This window comes from Thiemannella venezuelensis, assembly GCF_014203605.1.
GTDB lineage: Bacteria > Actinomycetota > Actinomycetes > Streptosporangiales > Streptosporangiaceae > Planomonospora_A > Planomonospora_A venezuelensis.
Genome location: NZ_JACHJJ010000021.1, coordinates 80141 through 95176, shown reverse-complemented (window position 1 = coordinate 95176; position 15036 = coordinate 80141). Strand labels below are relative to the sequence as shown.

The window sequence follows — 15036 nt, the reverse complement described above, 5'->3', positions numbered from 1 at the left end:
CACAATCATGTACGCCGAGGAGCGGCAGCAGGAGATCCTGCGGCGCGCGCGGGAGGCCGGGCGGGTCGACGTGGTGACGCTGGCGGAGGAGTTCGCCGTCACCACCGAGACCGTCCGCCGCGACCTCACCGCGCTCGAACGCGCGGGGGTGCTGCGGCGCGTGCACGGCGGCGCCATCCCGGTGGAGCGGCTGGGCTTCGAGCCCGCCCTGGCCGCCAGGGACGAGGTGATGACCCAGGAGAAGGAGCGCATCGCCAAGGCCGCCCTCGGCGAACTGCCGGACGACGGGGCGATCATCATCGACGCCGGGACGACGACCGCCCGGCTGGTCCAGGCGCTGCCCGCCGACCGGGAGCTGACGGTCATCGTCAACTCGCCGCCGCTGGCCACCGTGCTGGCGGTCCGGCCCAACCTGAGCGTGATCATGCTGGGCGGCCGGGTCCGCGGGCGGACGCTGGCCACCGTCGACGACTGGGCCCTGCGCCCGCTGGCCGGCCTGCACGTGGACGTGGCGTTCATGGCGGCCAACGGCTGCTCGGCCGTCAAGGGGCTCACCACGCCCGACCCGGCCGAGGCCGCGATCAAGCGGGCGATGATCGGCGCGGCCCAGCGCAGCGTGCTGCTCGCCGACCACACCAAGTTCGCCAACACCTACCTGGCCCGGTTCGCGGACCTGTCCGAGATCGACGTCGTGATCACCGACACCGGCCTGGACGCGGCGATCGCGGCCGACATCGCGGCGGCCGGGCCCGAGGTGGTGCGGGCATGATCGTCACCCTCACCCTCAACCCCAGCCTGGACCGGACGATCGAGGTCGGCTCCCTGACCCGCGGCGCGGTCATCCGCGCCGCCGCGGCCCACCTCGACCCCGGCGGCAAGGGGGTGAACGTCTCCCGCGCGCTGCTGGCCAACCAGGTGCCGTCCTGCGCGGTCGTGCCCTTCGGCGGCGACGAGGGCAGGCGGCTCATCGCCCTGCTGTCGGCCGAGGGCATCGACATGGTCACCGTCCCGGTGACCGGGCCGACCCGGTCCAACGTGGCGCTGGCCGAGTCCGACGGCACGGTGACGAAGGTCAACGAGCCGGGCACGGCCCTGTCCGCGGCCGAGCTGGACGCGGTGGCCGAGGCGGTGCTCGGCGCCGCGAGCTCGGCGGACTGGGTGGTCGCCTCGGGCAGCCTGCCCCCGCGGGTCCCGGCCGACCTCTACGCCCGGCTCTGCCGCCGCTTCGCCCGTGCCGGGATCCTCGTCGCCGTCGACACCAGCGGACCCGCCCTGACCGCGGCGCTGCCCGCCGGGCCCGCGCTGGTCAAACCGAACCGCGAGGAACTCGCCGAGGCGACCGGCATGGCGATCACCACACTCGGCGACGCGGTCGAGGCGGCGCGCAGGCTCCGGGCGATGGGCGCGCGCACGGTCCTGGCCAGCCTCGGCGCCGACGGCGCGGTCCTGGTCCAGGACGACGGGGTCTGGTACGGCGAGGGCCCGGTCGCCGAACCGCGCAGCACCGTCGGGGCCGGCGACGCCATGCTGGCCGGCTTCCTGGCCGCCGGGGCCTGCGGCCAGGAAGCCCTGGCCGAGGCACTGGCCTGGGCGAGCGCCGCGGTGGCGCTGCCCGGCAGCCGGATGCCCGGCCCCGCGGACATCGCCGCCGTCCGCCGCGACCGCATCCGCACCTCCACGGCCGATCCCGCCCTGCCGCTGCGGCCCGGGGGCTGACAGCGGCGCACCACCACCTCCCCGCACCCCCCTGACCGGCTTCACCCGGCCGGTCACCCCGGAAGGAGCACCATCGCATGACCACCGACTACACCCCGGCCGTCCAGGGAACCGGGGTGAGAGCCTCCATCCAGCGCTTCGGCGGGCACCTCGCCGGGATGATCATGCCGAACATCGGCGCCTTCATCGCCTGGGGCCTGATCACCGCGCTCTTCATCCCCACGGGCTGGCTGCCCAACGAGAGCTTCGCCGCCCTCGTCGGCCCGATGGTCACGGTCCTCCTCCCCGTGCTGATCGGCTACACCGGCGGGCGGATGGTCCACGGCCAGCGCGGCGCCGTGGTGGGAGCGGTCGCCACCATGGGCGTGGTCGTCGGCTCCGAGGTCCCGATGTTCCTCGGCGCCATGATCGTCGGTCCGCTCGCCGCCTACCTGCTCAAGCTGGTGGACGGCTTCACCGAGCAGCGCACCAGGGCCGGCTTCGAGATGCTGGTCGACAACTTCACCGCGGGCATCGTCGGCGGCGCCATGGCGCTGCTGGGCGTGTGGGGCATCGGCCCGGTGGTCCGGACGGTCACCGAGGCGGCGGGCGACGCGGTCGGCTGGCTGGTGGGCAACAACCTGCTCCCGCTCGCCTCGATCCTGATCGAACCGGCCAAGGTGCTGTTCCTCAACAACGCCATCAACCACGGCGTGCTCAGCCCGCTGGGCGTCGCCGAGGCCGCCGAGCAGGGCAAGTCCATCCTGTTCATGCTGGAGACCAACCCGGGCCCCGGCCTCGGGCTGCTGCTGGCCTTCATGTTCTTCGGCCCCCGGGCGCTGCGGCCCAGCACCCCGGCCGCGATGATCATCCACTTCCTCGGCGGCATCCACGAGATCTACTTCCCGTACGTCCTCATGAAGCCGCGCCTCATCCTCGCCGTCATCGCCGGCGGCGCGGCGGGGATCCTCACCTTCCTCCTCACCGGCGGGGGCCTGGTGGCCCCGCCCTCCCCCGGCAGCGTCTTCGCCTACCTGGCGGTGACGCCCAAGGGCGGCTGGTTCGCCTCCATCGCCGGAATCCTCATCGCCACCGCCGTCTCCTTCGCGGTCGCCGCGGTGCTCATGGGCTTCGGCCGGGGTGAGCGCGAGGCCACCGGGCAGGACGCCGGTGAGGACGCCGGGGAAGACACAGCCCAGGGGGCGGCCGAGCCCGCGACCCCGTCCACCAGCAAGGAGGCATGACCCGTGAGCGGCATCGAGAGCAAGGACATCCGCAAGATCGTCATAGCCTGCGACGCGGGCATGGGCAGCAGCGTCATGCTCGCCACCCAGGTCCGCAGGCAGCTCAAGGGCGAGGGGATCGAGGTGGTGCACACCCCGGTCAACTCCATCCCCGGCGACGCCGACGTGGTGCTCTGCCACGCCGGTCTGGCCGCCCGCGCCAGGGCCTCCATCTCCGCCAAGGCCCCGGACACCGTGCTGATCCCCTTCCAGGTCTTCATCGGCGACCCCGCGGTGACCCGGCTGATCGACACGATCAAGAAGGGCGGGACCGTCGATGCCTGAGACGGTCCCGCTCCCCCTCGACCCGCGAGCCGTACGGCTGGACGCCACGGCCGCCGGCCGCGACGACGCCATCCTGCAGTGCGGCCGGGCCCTGCTGGAGGTCGGCGCGGTCGAGGCCCCCTACCTCGACGCCATGCTGGAGCGGGAGCGCTCGATCTCGACCTACGTGGGCGAGGGGGTGGCGATCCCGCACGGCACGCTCGCCGCCAAGGACGTCGTCCGCCACGACGCGATCTGCGTGCTCCGCTTCCCGGAGGGCGTCGACTGGGACGGCGAGCGGGTGGCGGTCTGCGTCGGCATCGCCGCCCGCGGCGACGGCCACGTGCGGCTGCTGTCCGAGCTCGCCCAGATCCTGATGGACCCCGGCCGCGCCCGGGCCCTCCGCGAGGCCGCGGAGGTCGCCGAGGTGGTCCGGCTGCTGCAACCGATCGAGGAGGACCAGTGAAGGTCGCCCGTTTCCACGCCCCCGGCGACATCCGCGTCGAGGAGGCGCCCGAACCCGTGGCGGGCCCCGGCGAACTGCGGATCCGCGTGCGGAACTGCTCGACCTGCGGCACCGACGCCAAGATCCTCAAGCACGGCCACCACCACATCAGGCCGCCGCGCGTCATGGGGCACGAGATCGCCGGCGAGGTGGTCGACGGGACCGGGGCGTGGGCGCCGGGCGACCGGGTGCAGGTGATCGCCGCGATCCCCTGCGGGACGTGCGGAGAGTGCCGCCGGGGCCGGATGACGGTCTGCCCGAACCAGGAGTCGATGGGCTACCACTACGACGGCGGCTTCGCCGAGTACATGGTGGTGCCCGCGAAGGTCCTGGCCGTGGACGGCGTCAACCGCATCCCGGACGGGGTCGGCTTCGCCGAGGCCTCGGTGGCCGAGCCGCTCGCCTGCGTGCTCAACGGCCAGGAACTGGCCCGCGTCGGCGAGGGCGACGACGTCGTCATCATGGGCTCGGGCCCCATCGGCTGCCTGCACGTACGGCTGGCGCGCTCGCGCGGGGCGGGACGGGTGTTCCTCCTGGACGTCAACGCCGAGCGGCTGGAGACGGCCGCGGCGCTGGTCCGGCCGGACGCGGCCGTGCACGCCGAGGGCGGCGACTCCGCCGTGGAGCAGGTCCTCAAGCTGACCGAGGGCCGGGGCGCCGACGTGGTCGTCACCGCCGCGGCCTCCGGGGCGGCCCAGGAGCAGGCGCTGCTGATGGCCGCCCGGCAGGGGCGGATCAGTTTCTTCGGCGGCCTGCCCAAGGACGACCCGATCATCCGGTGCGACTCCAACCTGGTGCACTACCGGGAGCTGACCATCGTCGGGGCCAACGGGTCCAGCCCGGCGCACAACGCCCAGGCGCTGCGGCTGATCGCGGGCGGCGCGGTCCCGGTCGCCGACCTGATCACCCACCGGCTGCCGCTGCCCGAGGTCCTGGACGGGATCGGCATCGTCAGCCGCGGCGAGGCCATCAAGGTCACCGTCGAACCCTGACCCCCGGCCGGCGGCCCCGCCCCCGGCCTCCGAACCCCCTGACCCGCTCCCGGAGAGGAGACCCCGCAGATGCCGGAGAGGACAGTCGTCATCGCATCGCGCACGGGCCTGCACGCCCGTCCCGCCAAGCTCTTCGTGCAGGCCGCCGCGGCCCAGGAGGTGCCGGTGCGCATCCGCGTCGGCGACGGCAGGCCCGTCCCCGCCAACAGCATGCTCGCCGTACTGGCGCTCGGCGCCGTCCACGGGACGGAGGTCACCCTCGACGCGGAGGGGCCGGGCGCGGAGGCCGCGCTCGACTCCCTGGCCGGGCTCCTGGCCCGCGACCTCGACGCCGAGGAGGCCTCCGGTGGCTGAGACGGGCGGATCCCCGGCGAGCACGACCGGGCGTCCCGCGCCGGCATCGGCGCCGGAGCAGGGCACCGGCGCCGGAACGGGGCCGGGCACGGGAGCCGGGACGCTGCGCGGGCTGGGCGTCAGCCCGGGGCGGGCGGCCGGGCGGGTCTGCCGGATGGCGGGCCCGCCGCGCCTGCCGGACCCGCTCCCGGTCGCCGACCCGGCCCGGGAGGCCGGCCTGGCGCTGCGCGCGCTGGAGGCCGTCGCCGCCGAGCTGGCCGCACGCGCCGCGCGGGCGGAGCAGGCCTCGGACCCCGAGGCGGGCGCGATCCTGGACGCGCAGTCGTTCATGGCCGCCGATCCGGGGCTGCACCAGACGGTCGAGGAGAACATCGCGGCGGGGATGGACGCCGGGCACGCCGTCGACGCCGCGTGCACCCACCACAGGGAGGCGCTGCTGGCCGCGGGCGGCTACTTCGCCGAGCGCGCCGCCGACCTCGACGACATCCGCAACCGGGCCGTCGCCGCGGTGCTGGGACTGCCGGTGCCCGGTATCCCCGACCCGGGCCATCCGTTCGTCCTGGTCGCCGAGGACCTCGCCCCCGCCGACACGGTGAACCTGGACCCCGCGACCGTGCTCGCCCTCGTCACCGAGAAGGGCGGGCCGACCAGCCACACCGCCATCCTCGCCCGTTCCCGCGGCCTGCCCGCCGTGGTCGCCTGCCGGGGCGCCATGGAGATCGGCGACGGGACGTGGGTCTCGGCCGACGGCACGACCGGGAGGGTCGAGACCGGCATCGGCGAGGAGACCGCGGCGCGCGTCCAGCGGGAGGCCGCCGCCGAGCGCCGCCGCCTGGCGGCGGGCTCCGGTCCCGGCCGGACCTCCGACGGCCACCCGGTCGAGCTGCTGCTCAACATCGGTTCGGCCGCCGACCTGGGCGGCGGAGTGGAGGCCGAGGGGGTCGGGCTCTTCCGGACCGAGTTCCTCTTCCTCGGCCGCCGGGACGCCCCCGGGTTCGAGGAGCAGGTCGCCGCCTACGAGGCGGTGCTGCGGGCCTTCCCCGGCGGGAAGGTCGTGATCCGCACACTCGACGCCGGGACGGACAAACCGCTGCCCTTCCTCGATCTGCCCCAGGAGCCCAACCCCGCGCTGGGCGTGCGGGGGCTGCGGGTCGGCCGGGTACGGCCGGGCGTGCTCGACGTCCAGCTCGACGCGATCGCCGAGGCCGCCCGGGCGAGCGGCACGCGGCCGTGGGTGATGGCGCCGATGGTGACCACGGTGGCCGAGGCGGAGGCCTTCGCCGTACGGGCCCGCGAGCGGGGGATCACCCGCGTCGGGGCGATGATCGAGGTCCCGGCCGCCGCGCTCCGCGCGGACCGCCTGCTGCGGGGGCTCGACTTCCTCAGCATCGGCACCAACGACCTCAGCCAGTACGCCTTCGCCGCCGACCGCCAGCACGGCGAGCTCGCCGATCTGCTCGACCCGTGGCAGCCGGGCCTGCTCCGGCTGGTCGGCGAGTGCGCGCGGGCGGGCCGGGCGGCGGGCAAGCCCGTCGGGGTGTGCGGGGAGGCCGCGGCCGACCCCCTCCTGGCCGCGGTCCTGGCCGGCCTCGGCGTCACCAGCCTGTCCATGTCGGCGCCGGGCGTCGCCGCGGTGCGCGAGGAGCTCGCCCGGCGCTCCCTCGCCCGGTGCGAGGCGGACGCCCGCGCCGCCCTGGACGCCGACGACCCGGCGGTGGCACGGGACACGGTGGCACGGGAGACGGTGGCACGGGAGACGGTGGCATGAGGAGGACCGCGGTTCCGCGGATCGGTGCCCGGTTCCCGGCGCCCGGCGGGATACCGCCCTGACGGTATCGTCATCCCGTGACGGTAGACGCCTACCACGGGGACGGGAGCGCCACATCACCTCACCGGACCGATGCGGCGGGCCCCGCCCAGGAGCGACAGTCGTCTCCATGAAACGACGTCTGCGGATCTCAGCGTTCATGGCGATCCTCTCCGCATCCACGATCGCCGGCCCGGCGCGCGCCGAAGCCGCGCCGGCAGGCGCGGTCGACATCACGGTGACGCCCTCGGGGTTCACCGCACCGGCGAGCGTCCGCGCCGGCGCCCTCACCCTCAACGTGCGCTCGCAGGACCCGCAGGGCGCGTGGATCGGGCTGGTACGGCTGCGGCCGGGGGTCCCGCTCGACCTGTACCTGCGGCATCTCGCGCAGGCGATGGACGACGACCCGCGCACCTCGGTCGCCGGCGGCCGGGCGGTCGCCGAGGACGTCGTCATGCTGGGCGGAGCGGCCGCCGGGCACATCCCCGCGGCGGTGACCACGGTCGTCACGCCCGGCCGCTACCATCTGGTCGACTTCCGCGACGTCCGGGAGCCGGACTTCGCCCAGCGCGTCCGGCCGCTGCGGGTCGTCGGCTCCGCCGCCGGGTCGCGGACGCCGTCCCCGCCCGCGGTGATCACGGCGCCCGCGGTGATCACGGCGACGGACTCCGGCTTCGTGGCGCCCCGCCGGCTCACCTCGGGGGCACCGGTACTGGTGGTGAACCGGTCGAGCCAGTTCAACGAAGCCATGCTGATGCCGGTGCGTCCCGGCACGACGCCGGCCGATCTGGACGCGTTCTTCTCCGGGACCGGCGGCTACCCGTTCACCGCGGGACCGACCGGGGTGGTGCCGATGTCGCCGTCGCGTGCCGCGCTCCTGACCACCGCGCTGCCTCCAGGCGAGTACGCGCTGGTCACCTGGGTCCGGAACCTGCGCACCGGCCGGATGCTGGCGCAGGAGGGCATGCGCGAACCGGTGACCATCGCTCCCGCCGACACCCCGATCCCATGATGGAGGCCCGGTCGTCCCGAAGCGCGCCGGCACCCGTCCTGCGCGTTCCCGCCGCCGACGTCGCGATCGGCGTGGGCGTGGCCGTGCTCGTGCTGGCCGCCGGGGTGACCGGGCTCGGCCCGCTCGGCCCCGCCGGCTCGATGGACGCCGGCGCGGTCGTGCTGGCCGGTGCGATCGCGCCCGTGCTGAGCGTACGGCGCAGCGCACCGCTGCCGGTGCTGCTGGCCGCCAACGCGATCACCATGGCGTGGTACTTCCTCGGCTACCCCGGTCGCCTCGCCACGCTCGCGGCGTTGATCGGCTGCTACACGCTGGCGGCCGAGCGCGGGCGGTGGTGGGGCGCGGCGGGCTGGGCGATCACCGCCGCGGTGTCGGCGGTCGTGGTGCACACGGCCTTCGACGTCCGGTGGTTCGACGACCGGGCCGTCAACGCCCTGTCCCTGGAACTGGCCGCCGTCGCCCTCGGCGCGTCCGTGCACTATCACCGGGCGGCGACGGCCGGCGCCCGCGAGCGGGCCGAGCAGGCCGCCGAGACCCGCGCCGAGCAGGCCCGCGCACGCGCGGCCGAGCAGCGACTCGAGATCGCCCGCGAACTGCACGATGTCCTGGGCCACACCATGGCCGCGATCAGCGTGCAGGCCGGGGTGGCGGTACACGTGATGGACCGCCGTCCCGCCCAGGTGGCGCACACGCTGACCACCATCAAGACGATCAGCGACGAGGGCCTGGCCGAGGTGCAGATCCTGCTCGGGGCGCTGCGCGCCGACGAAGGGACGCCGTCGCACGGAGGTCTGACCCACATCGGCAGGCTGCTGGACGTCACCCGTGCGACCGGCACGCCGGTGGAGCTGACCGTCCGGGGCGAGCGCAGGCCGCTGCCTGCGCCGGTCGACCTCGCCGCGTTCCGGATCGTGCAGGAGTCGCTCACCAACGTGCGCAGGCACGCACGCGCCGCCTCCGTCCAGGTGAGGCTCGGCTACGGTGAGGAGATGCTGGAGATCGTGGTGCGCAACGACGGTGTCGCCGGCACCGGAGCGGCGGCACCGGCCGGAGGCAACGGAATCGGCGGCATGCGCGCACGGGCGGCCGCACTGGGCGGGACGCTGAGCGCGGCTCCCGGGCCGGACGGGGTGTTCGAGGTGCGGTGCCTGCTGCCGCTCGGCGGGAGTTCCCGATGACCCGGCCGATCCGCGTGCTCATCGCCGACGACCAGTCGCTCGTGCGGGCGGGGTTCCGGATGCTCATCGACTCCGAACCGGACATGAAGGTCGTCGGTGAGGCCTCAGACGGGGCGACCGCCGCGGACCTCGCCCGTGACACCCGGCCCGACGTGGTCCTCATGGACGTGCAGATGCCCGGTACCGACGGGCTGGAGGGCATCCGCCGGATCGCGGCGGACGCCGACCTGGAGTCCGTGCGGATCCTGATTCTCACCACCTTCGACGACGACGCCTACGCGGTCGAGGGAATCAACGCCGGTGCCAGCGGATTCCTGCTGAAGAACACCGATCCCGCTCAGCTGCTGCACGGGATCCGGCTGGTCGCCGGAGGAGGGGAGCTGCTCGCCTCCGGCCTGACGCGCAGGCTGATCGCCGGATTCGCCGTTCCGCCGCAGGCCGCCGCCGACGACACCGTGTTCGGCGTGCTCACCGCCCGCGAGCGGGAGGTGGTGGCGCTGGTCGCGCAGGGCCTGGACAACGAGCAGATCACTCAGCGGCTCTGCATCAGCATGGCCACCACCAAGACACACGTGAGCCGGGCACTGAGCAAACTCGGCGTGCGAGACCGCGCGCAGCTCGTCTCCGTCGCCTACCGGCACGGCCTGGTGCAGCCGCCTCGGACACGGTGACCCGGCAGCGAAGCGGACGGGTGTCCGCCGGATCGGAACCCGGTGTCAGAGGGCGGCGGTGCGGGGCGTGGGATTGCGGGGGAACTCCTCGCCGCTGAGCACCTGGACGCGGCTCGGATCCAGCCGGAGCGGGGTGAACGCCTCGGCGTGCGGAGCCGGGACGAAGGCCCGCAGTCGGTCACGGCGTCTCCCGGCACGGTCTGGTCCTGTCCGCAGACCATGTCAGACGCCTCCGACAGTTCTGATCGTCCTCCACCTGACCGGCCCGGGTGTCAGCCCGCGGAGGCCGTACGGACCGGGCCGAACACGGCGCGGGTGTCGACGACCTCGCCGAAGGACGTCCAGCGGCCCTCCTCGAACCTGGCCAGCATCATCGACTCGATCGGGAAGCCGTCGCCGGGACCGGTGGAGAGCGTGATCCCGGGGAGCAGGGTGTCGACGGGCACCTCGTCGAGACGGTGGACCGCCGCGCGCAGCCCCTCCCGGGTGGGGCACTCCATCCGCTGCAGCGCCTTCACGAAGGCCTGCGCGGCGGTCCAGCCGAACATGGCCTGCTGGCTGGCGGGGTCCGCCTCGGGGGCGTACCGCAGCAGGCTCTCGCGGTAGGCGCCGACCGCGGGGTCGTCCGCCCACTCCGGGTCGGCGGCGTTCTTCTGGTAGACGGCGCTCACGATCTCCCGTATCTTCCCGGCCTCCACGCTCGCCATCACGGCCGGGGAGACGGCCACGCTGTTGACGATGTGCACCGGGTTCCAGGAAGTGACCGCGGCGTCGACGGCGAACGCCTGCGCGGCGAACTTGGGTGTGGTGACGCTCAGCAGGACGTCGGCGCCCGAGGACGCGAGATTGGCCAGCTGCCCCTGGACGCCGGGATCGGTGACCTCGTAGCTCTGCTCGGCCACGATCCGCACCCCGCTGTCGCGGACCGCGTCGGCGAACCCGTCGCGCAGGTCCCTGCCGAAGTCGTCGTTCTGGTACAGCACCGCCACCGTGGCCTGCGGCGCGGTCTCCTTCAGGTGCTGGGCGTAGACCCGGGCCTCGGCCACGTAGCTGGGCTGGTAGCCGATGGTCCAGGGGTGCGCCGTGTCGGTCCCCCACCGGGAGGCGCCGGTCGCCACGAAGACCTGCGGCACCCGGCGGCGGGCGGCGTAGTCGCGCACCGCCGCGGTCGAGGGGGTGCCGACCGTCTGGAAGACCGCGAAGACCTCGTCCAGCTCCACCAGTCTGCGGACCTCCTCCACCGCGCGGGCGGGCTGGTAGCCGTCGTCGCGGACGACGAACTCGATCCGGCGGCCGTCCACCCCGCCCCCGGCGTTGACGTAGCCGAAGTAGGCCCGCACGCCCGCGGCGATCGCCCCGTAGGCGGAGGCGGGCCCGGACAGCGGGTACACCCCGCCCACCTTCACGGCGTCCCGGGTGATCCCGGTGCTCTGCTGCCCCGCGCAGGGGCCGGTCCGGACGACCCCGTCCTGCCCTGCCAGGCGGCACCCGCCCAGCGGGAGGACCAGGGCGAGCGCGGCGGCCGCCGCCAGGGCCCGCGCCCGGGTCCTCCGCGCGGCCTGCGCTCCCGTTCCCCGCACCGTCACTCCCTCCCGAGCCGGCGCGCCACCGCGCCGGCGGCCATGCGCAGCAGCCCGGCCAGGCCGGCGGGAGCCGCGCAGACGACGATGACGATCACCAGCCCCGCGACGAGGCCCGGGGCCGCGTCTCCCGCCCCCTGCGCGGCGGCGGGGACGAACGTCAGGAAGACCGCGCCCAGCAGCGGGCCGGCCGGCGAGTCCGGTCCGCCGACCACCGCCGCGGCGAGCAGCACGATCGAGAGCGTCACCGTGAAGGAGTCCGGGGAGACGAACCCGACCACCCACGCGTAGAGCGTTCCCGCCACGCCCGCGTACATCGCGCTCCAGGCGAACACGAGCGTCCGGTGGGCCGCGATCCGCACGCCCAGCACCTCGGCCGCGGCGGGGTTCTCCCGGATCGCCGCCAGGGCCCGCCCGGAACGTGAGGCGAGCAGGTTGCGCGCCGCCGCCAGCGCCGCGGCGGCCACGGCCAGCACCAGCAGGTAGAGCCACTGGTCGTCGGCGAGCCCGCTCCAGGGCGGGGCCGACGGCACGGACGCCGACAACCCCATCGAACCGCCGGTCACGGCGCCGAACCGCTTGATCACCGGCGGCACGACGACGGCGATCGCGAGCGTCACCACCGCCAGGTACGCCCCGCGCAGGCGCAGGGCGGGCAGGCCGAGGGCCAGCCCGAGCCCGAAGGAGAGCAGCGCCGAGAGCGGGAGGACGACCGGGTACGGCAGGCCCAGCGGACCGGTCGCCACCGCCGAGGTGTACGCGCCGACCGCGAGGAACGCCCCGTGCCCGAGGGAGATCTGCCCGCTCTGGCCGACCACGAGGTTCAGTCCGAGGAGGGCGATGCCGTACACCAGGATCATCGTCAGCTGGAAGACCCGGTACGGCGTCAGCAGGAACGGGGCGGCGCACGCGACCGCGGCCAGCGCCGCCAGGGTCACGCGCGGCCAGGGCCAGACCCGCCTGCGGTCCCCGGCCTCCCGCCCGACCGCCAGCCTGCGCCGGCCGGTCTGCTCGGCGATGTTCACCCCGCCCACCTCATCCGTCCCGTGCTCACCCGTCGCGCCCGCACCCGCAACGTGCTCACCGCTGCCCGGCCGTCTCCGCCGCGCGCCGGGGCAGCAGCAGGGCCGTGACGATGACCAGCAGCGGCACCGCCACCTTGAGGTCCGCGCCGACGAACTCCACGTAGGTCCCGGCCAGGGTCGCGGCGACGCCGAGTCCCAGCCCCGCGGCGACCGTCACCACCGGATCCCGGAAACCGCCCAGGACGGCGGCCGCCAGGGCGTACACCAGGACACCGCCCATCATGTTCGGCTCCAGGAAGAGGAGCGGGGCGACGAGCACTCCGGCGACGGCGCCGACGCCGGCGGCCAGCCCCCAGCCGAGGCCGAGCACCCTGCCGACCCGGATGCCGGCGAGCCGGGCCGAGACCGGGTCGGCCACGACCGCCCGCATGACCAGTCCGGCTCCGGTGTGCCTGAACAGCACGTGGAGCGCCAGCATCACGACGGCGACGACCCCGAGCACGCCCAGCGCGGAGAACCCGCTCTGCGCGCTGCCGAACCCGAGCGCGGTGGGGAACGGGTTGGGGAAGGAGCGGACGGCGAAGGACCAGACGAGGCCCGCGGCCGCGTTGACGAAGATCAGCAACCCTACGGTCACGGCCACGAGCGTCAGCTCCCCGCCGCCCTCGACCCGGCGGATGACCAGCCGCTCCACCAGCATGCCGCCGGCGACCGAGACGGCCAGCGTGACCGGGAAGGCGGCCCAGAACGGCATGCCCGCGTCGAGGAGCTGCCAGGCCACGTACGTCGAGAGCATGGCGAGCTCGCCCTGGGCGAAGTTGACGATCCCGGTGAAGCGGTGGACGAGCACCAGCGCCAGGGCGAGTCCCGCGTAGACAGCGCCCAGGCTCAGCCCCTGCACCACCTGGAGCAGCAGATCGGCCATCGCCGGTCACCTCCGCGGGCCGAGGTAGGCGGAGGTGACCCGGCGGCCGGGCCTGAGCCGCCCGGCCTCGCCGGCCAGGACCAGGCGGCCCGACTCCATGACGAGGGCACGGCCCGCGAACTCCAGCGCCAGCTGGGCGTTCTGCTCGACCACGATCATCGTGACCCCTTCGTGGAGGTTGACCGCGCGCAGCACGTCGAACAGCCGCCGGGTGGTGAGCGGTGCCAGGCCCCGGGACGGCTCGTCGAGCAGGAGCAGCCGGGGCCGCGACATCAGCGCGCGGCCGACCGCGAGCATCTGCTGCTCGCCCCCGCTCAGGCTGCCCGCGGGCTGGCTCAGGTGGGCCTGGAGCACCGGGAAGCGGGACAGGACACGCCGCAGCTGCCCGGCCACGTGCGACCGGGGAAGCAGATGCGCGCCGATCCGCAGGTTCTCCTCCACCGTGAGGGGGGCGAACGTGCCCCGCCCCTCCGGGACGTGCGCCACCCCCAGCCGGGCGATCTCCTCCGGGGCCCTGCCGAGGATCTCGGTTCCGCGCAGGCGTGCCGAGCCGCGGCCCCGCACCATGCCCGACAGGGCCCGCAGCAGGGTGGTCTTCCCCGCCCCGTTCGGACCGAGGACCGCGACCATCTCCCCCTCCCGCACCGCGAGGTCGATCCCGTGCAGGACCCGCGCGGGACCGTAGCCCGCACGCAACCCGCCCATCTGGAGGAAGGGGGGTCCGGCCGCCTGCGGGAAGGGCGGCGCGTCCGCCGCGGGCCCGCCGGCCGCTGGACCGTTCCCGCCCCGCGCGCCGCTCCCGGGCGGGGGCGCGGCGCGCCTGCGCGCCGCGCTCACGGGACGATCCCCAGGTAGGCGTCGATGACGGCGGGGTCGCGCCGCACGTCGGCGGGCGTCCCGTCGGCGATCTTCCTGCCGGAGTCGAGGCAGACGATCCGCTCGCACAGGTCCATGACGAACCCCATGTGGTGCTCGACCACGATGACCGCGACGCCGGACTCGAAGTGCACGTCCTGGATGACCCGGGAGAAGTCCGCCACCTCGTCCTGGGTCAGGCCGCCGACCGGCTCGTCGAGCAGGAGCAGGCGCGGCCGTACGGCGAGCGCGCGGGCGATCTCGATGCGTTTGAGCGTTCCGTGCGGGAGGTGTCCGGCCGGATGGTCGGCCAGCGGGAGCAGGCCCATGCGCTCCAGGATCCCGTCGGCGATCGTCCGGAGCCGCCGCTCCTCCTCCCGCATCCATCCGGGCCTGAGCACGGCCGCGCCGAACCCGGAGCGCCCGTGGCGGTGGGCGCCGATCATGACGTTCTCCCGCACCGAGAGACCGGGGAAGAGGCCGAGGTTCTGGAAGGTCCGGGCGATCCCGCGTCCGGCGACCTCGTCCGGGGGCAGCCCGGTCAGTTCCCTGGACTCGAAGCGCATCCGGCCGGCGGCCGGGGCGCGCCGCCGCGTCAGGCAGTCGAACAGGGTGGTCTTGCCCGCCCCGTTCGGCCCGATCAGGCCGACCAGTTCGCCGGGCCGGACCGTGAGGTCGACCCCGGAGAGCGCGGTGACGCCGCCGAACCGCACGGTCAGGCCGCTGATCTCGAGTGTCACCGTCTCTCCCTCGGAGTGCGCGGCCGGGTCCGGCCGGGTGGCGGGGATCAGGGAATTGTCCGGGTGCCGCGCCGCGCCGCGCATCGGTGAAATCACCAGTCCGCCGGCCGTCCGCGCGGGTACCGCGCCGGTGCCGCGCACCTGGCGGGA

General features: G+C 74.8%; 16 protein-coding genes. 11 read left to right on the top strand and 5 right to left on the bottom strand.

The genetic code is table 11. From position 1 onward, the window contains the following. Positions 1–7 precede the first annotated feature (7 nt). From FHS22_RS26710 to FHS22_RS26665, 11 genes are all read left to right on the top strand, one after another. Positions 8–769 carry a DeoR/GlpR family DNA-binding transcription regulator gene (locus FHS22_RS26710; protein ID WP_184945991.1) on the top strand — a complete coding sequence of 254 codons (762 nt, stop codon included), beginning with the start codon at positions 8–10 and terminating at the stop codon, positions 767–769. Continuing rightward, a complete protein-coding gene (gene pfkB / locus FHS22_RS26705; RefSeq protein ID WP_184945989.1) occupies positions 766–1716 on the top strand; it encodes a 1-phosphofructokinase in 951 nt (316 codons plus the stop codon). The genes FHS22_RS26710 and pfkB overlap by 4 nt, the downstream gene beginning before the upstream one ends. 77 nt (positions 1717–1793) lie before the next feature. Continuing rightward, positions 1794–2939 carry a mannitol-specific PTS transporter subunit IIC gene (gene mtlA / locus FHS22_RS26700; RefSeq protein WP_221474148.1) on the top strand — a complete coding sequence of 382 codons (1146 nt, stop codon included), beginning with the start codon at positions 1794–1796 and terminating at the stop codon, positions 2937–2939. Positions 2940–2942: 3 nt separating this feature from the next. Continuing rightward, positions 2943–3263, top strand: a complete 321-nt coding sequence (locus tag FHS22_RS37450; RefSeq protein ID WP_338047964.1) for a PTS sugar transporter subunit IIBC family protein — start codon at positions 2943–2945, stop codon at positions 3261–3263. Then, on the top strand, positions 3256–3708 hold the full coding sequence (locus FHS22_RS26695; RefSeq protein ID WP_184945987.1) for a PTS mannitol transporter subunit IIA: 453 nt from the start codon (positions 3256–3258) through the stop codon (positions 3706–3708). The genes FHS22_RS37450 and FHS22_RS26695 overlap by 8 nt, the downstream gene beginning before the upstream one ends. Continuing rightward, positions 3705–4739: a zinc-dependent dehydrogenase gene (locus tag FHS22_RS26690; RefSeq protein ID WP_184945985.1), complete on the top strand. Its 1035-nt coding sequence runs from the start codon at positions 3705–3707 to the stop codon at positions 4737–4739. Before FHS22_RS26695 ends, FHS22_RS26690 begins: the two co-directional genes overlap by 4 nt. A gap of 69 nt (positions 4740–4808) precedes the next feature. Then, positions 4809–5093: an HPr family phosphocarrier protein gene (locus FHS22_RS26685; RefSeq protein WP_184945983.1), complete on the top strand. Its 285-nt coding sequence runs from the start codon at positions 4809–4811 to the stop codon at positions 5091–5093. A gap of 103 nt (positions 5094–5196) precedes the next feature. Beyond that, on the top strand, positions 5197–6861 hold the full coding sequence (gene ptsP / locus FHS22_RS26680; RefSeq protein ID WP_184946121.1) for a phosphoenolpyruvate--protein phosphotransferase: 1665 nt from the start codon (positions 5197–5199) through the stop codon (positions 6859–6861). 169 nt (positions 6862–7030) lie between these two features. After that, the gene (locus FHS22_RS26675; protein WP_184945981.1) at positions 7031–7912 is read left to right on the top strand and encodes a hypothetical protein; all 882 of its coding nucleotides are present in this window, start codon (positions 7031–7033) and stop codon (positions 7910–7912) included. Continuing rightward, the gene (locus tag FHS22_RS26670; RefSeq protein WP_184945979.1) at positions 7909–9090 is read left to right on the top strand and encodes a sensor histidine kinase; all 1182 of its coding nucleotides are present in this window, start codon (positions 7909–7911) and stop codon (positions 9088–9090) included. Before FHS22_RS26675 ends, FHS22_RS26670 begins: the two co-directional genes overlap by 4 nt. Next, on the top strand, positions 9087–9761 hold the full coding sequence (locus FHS22_RS26665) for a response regulator (protein WP_184945977.1): 675 nt from the start codon (positions 9087–9089) through the stop codon (positions 9759–9761). The genes FHS22_RS26670 and FHS22_RS26665 overlap by 4 nt, the downstream gene beginning before the upstream one ends. Before the next feature lie 272 nt (positions 9762–10033). On the opposite strand, the gene FHS22_RS26660 is transcribed toward FHS22_RS26665, so the two are convergent. From FHS22_RS26660 to FHS22_RS26640, 5 genes are all read right to left on the bottom strand, one after another. Next, positions 10034–11341: an ABC transporter substrate-binding protein gene (locus FHS22_RS26660; RefSeq protein WP_338047962.1), complete on the bottom strand. Its 1308-nt coding sequence runs from the start codon at positions 11339–11341 to the stop codon at positions 10034–10036. A 2-nt stretch (positions 11342–11343) separates the two neighbouring features. Further along, a complete protein-coding gene (locus FHS22_RS26655; RefSeq protein ID WP_338047961.1) occupies positions 11344–12366 on the bottom strand; it encodes a branched-chain amino acid ABC transporter permease in 1023 nt (340 codons plus the stop codon). Positions 12367–12421: 55 nt separating this feature from the next. After that, positions 12422–13291 (bottom strand): branched-chain amino acid ABC transporter permease, encoded by an 870-nt coding sequence (locus tag FHS22_RS26650; protein ID WP_184945975.1) that lies wholly within the window; start codon positions 13289–13291, stop codon positions 12422–12424. Between the two features lie 6 nt (positions 13292–13297). After that, positions 13298–13996: an ABC transporter ATP-binding protein gene (locus tag FHS22_RS26645; RefSeq protein ID WP_184945973.1), complete on the bottom strand. Its 699-nt coding sequence runs from the start codon at positions 13994–13996 to the stop codon at positions 13298–13300. Between the two features lie 128 nt (positions 13997–14124). After that, a complete protein-coding gene (locus tag FHS22_RS26640; protein WP_338047960.1) occupies positions 14125–14886 on the bottom strand; it encodes an ABC transporter ATP-binding protein in 762 nt (253 codons plus the stop codon). Between the last annotated feature and the right edge of the window lie 150 nt (positions 14887–15036).

Excerpts from the sequence above, each read along its gene's own strand:
- FHS22_RS26645 (WP_184945973.1), bottom strand. The coding sequence starts at position 13,996 with ATGGGCGGGTTGCGTGCGGGCTACGGTCCCGCGCGGGTCCTGCACGGG.
- FHS22_RS26685 (WP_184945983.1), top strand. The coding sequence starts at position 4,809 with ATGCCGGAGAGGACAGTCGTCATCGCATCGCGCACGGGCCTGCACGCC.
- mtlA (WP_221474148.1), top strand. The coding sequence starts at position 1,794 with ATGACCACCGACTACACCCCGGCCGTCCAGGGAACCGGGGTGAGAGCC.
- FHS22_RS26695 (WP_184945987.1), top strand. The coding sequence starts at position 3,256 with ATGCCTGAGACGGTCCCGCTCCCCCTCGACCCGCGAGCCGTACGGCTG.
- FHS22_RS26675 (WP_184945981.1), top strand. The coding sequence starts at position 7,031 with ATGAAACGACGTCTGCGGATCTCAGCGTTCATGGCGATCCTCTCCGCA.
- FHS22_RS26665 (WP_184945977.1), top strand. The coding sequence starts at position 9,087 with ATGACCCGGCCGATCCGCGTGCTCATCGCCGACGACCAGTCGCTCGTG.
- pfkB (WP_184945989.1), top strand. The coding sequence starts at position 766 with ATGATCGTCACCCTCACCCTCAACCCCAGCCTGGACCGGACGATCGAG.
- FHS22_RS26650 (WP_184945975.1), bottom strand. The coding sequence starts at position 13,291 with ATGGCCGATCTGCTGCTCCAGGTGGTGCAGGGGCTGAGCCTGGGCGCT.
- FHS22_RS26710 (WP_184945991.1), top strand. The coding sequence starts at position 8 with ATGTACGCCGAGGAGCGGCAGCAGGAGATCCTGCGGCGCGCGCGGGAG.
- FHS22_RS26670 (WP_184945979.1), top strand. The coding sequence starts at position 7,909 with ATGATGGAGGCCCGGTCGTCCCGAAGCGCGCCGGCACCCGTCCTGCGC.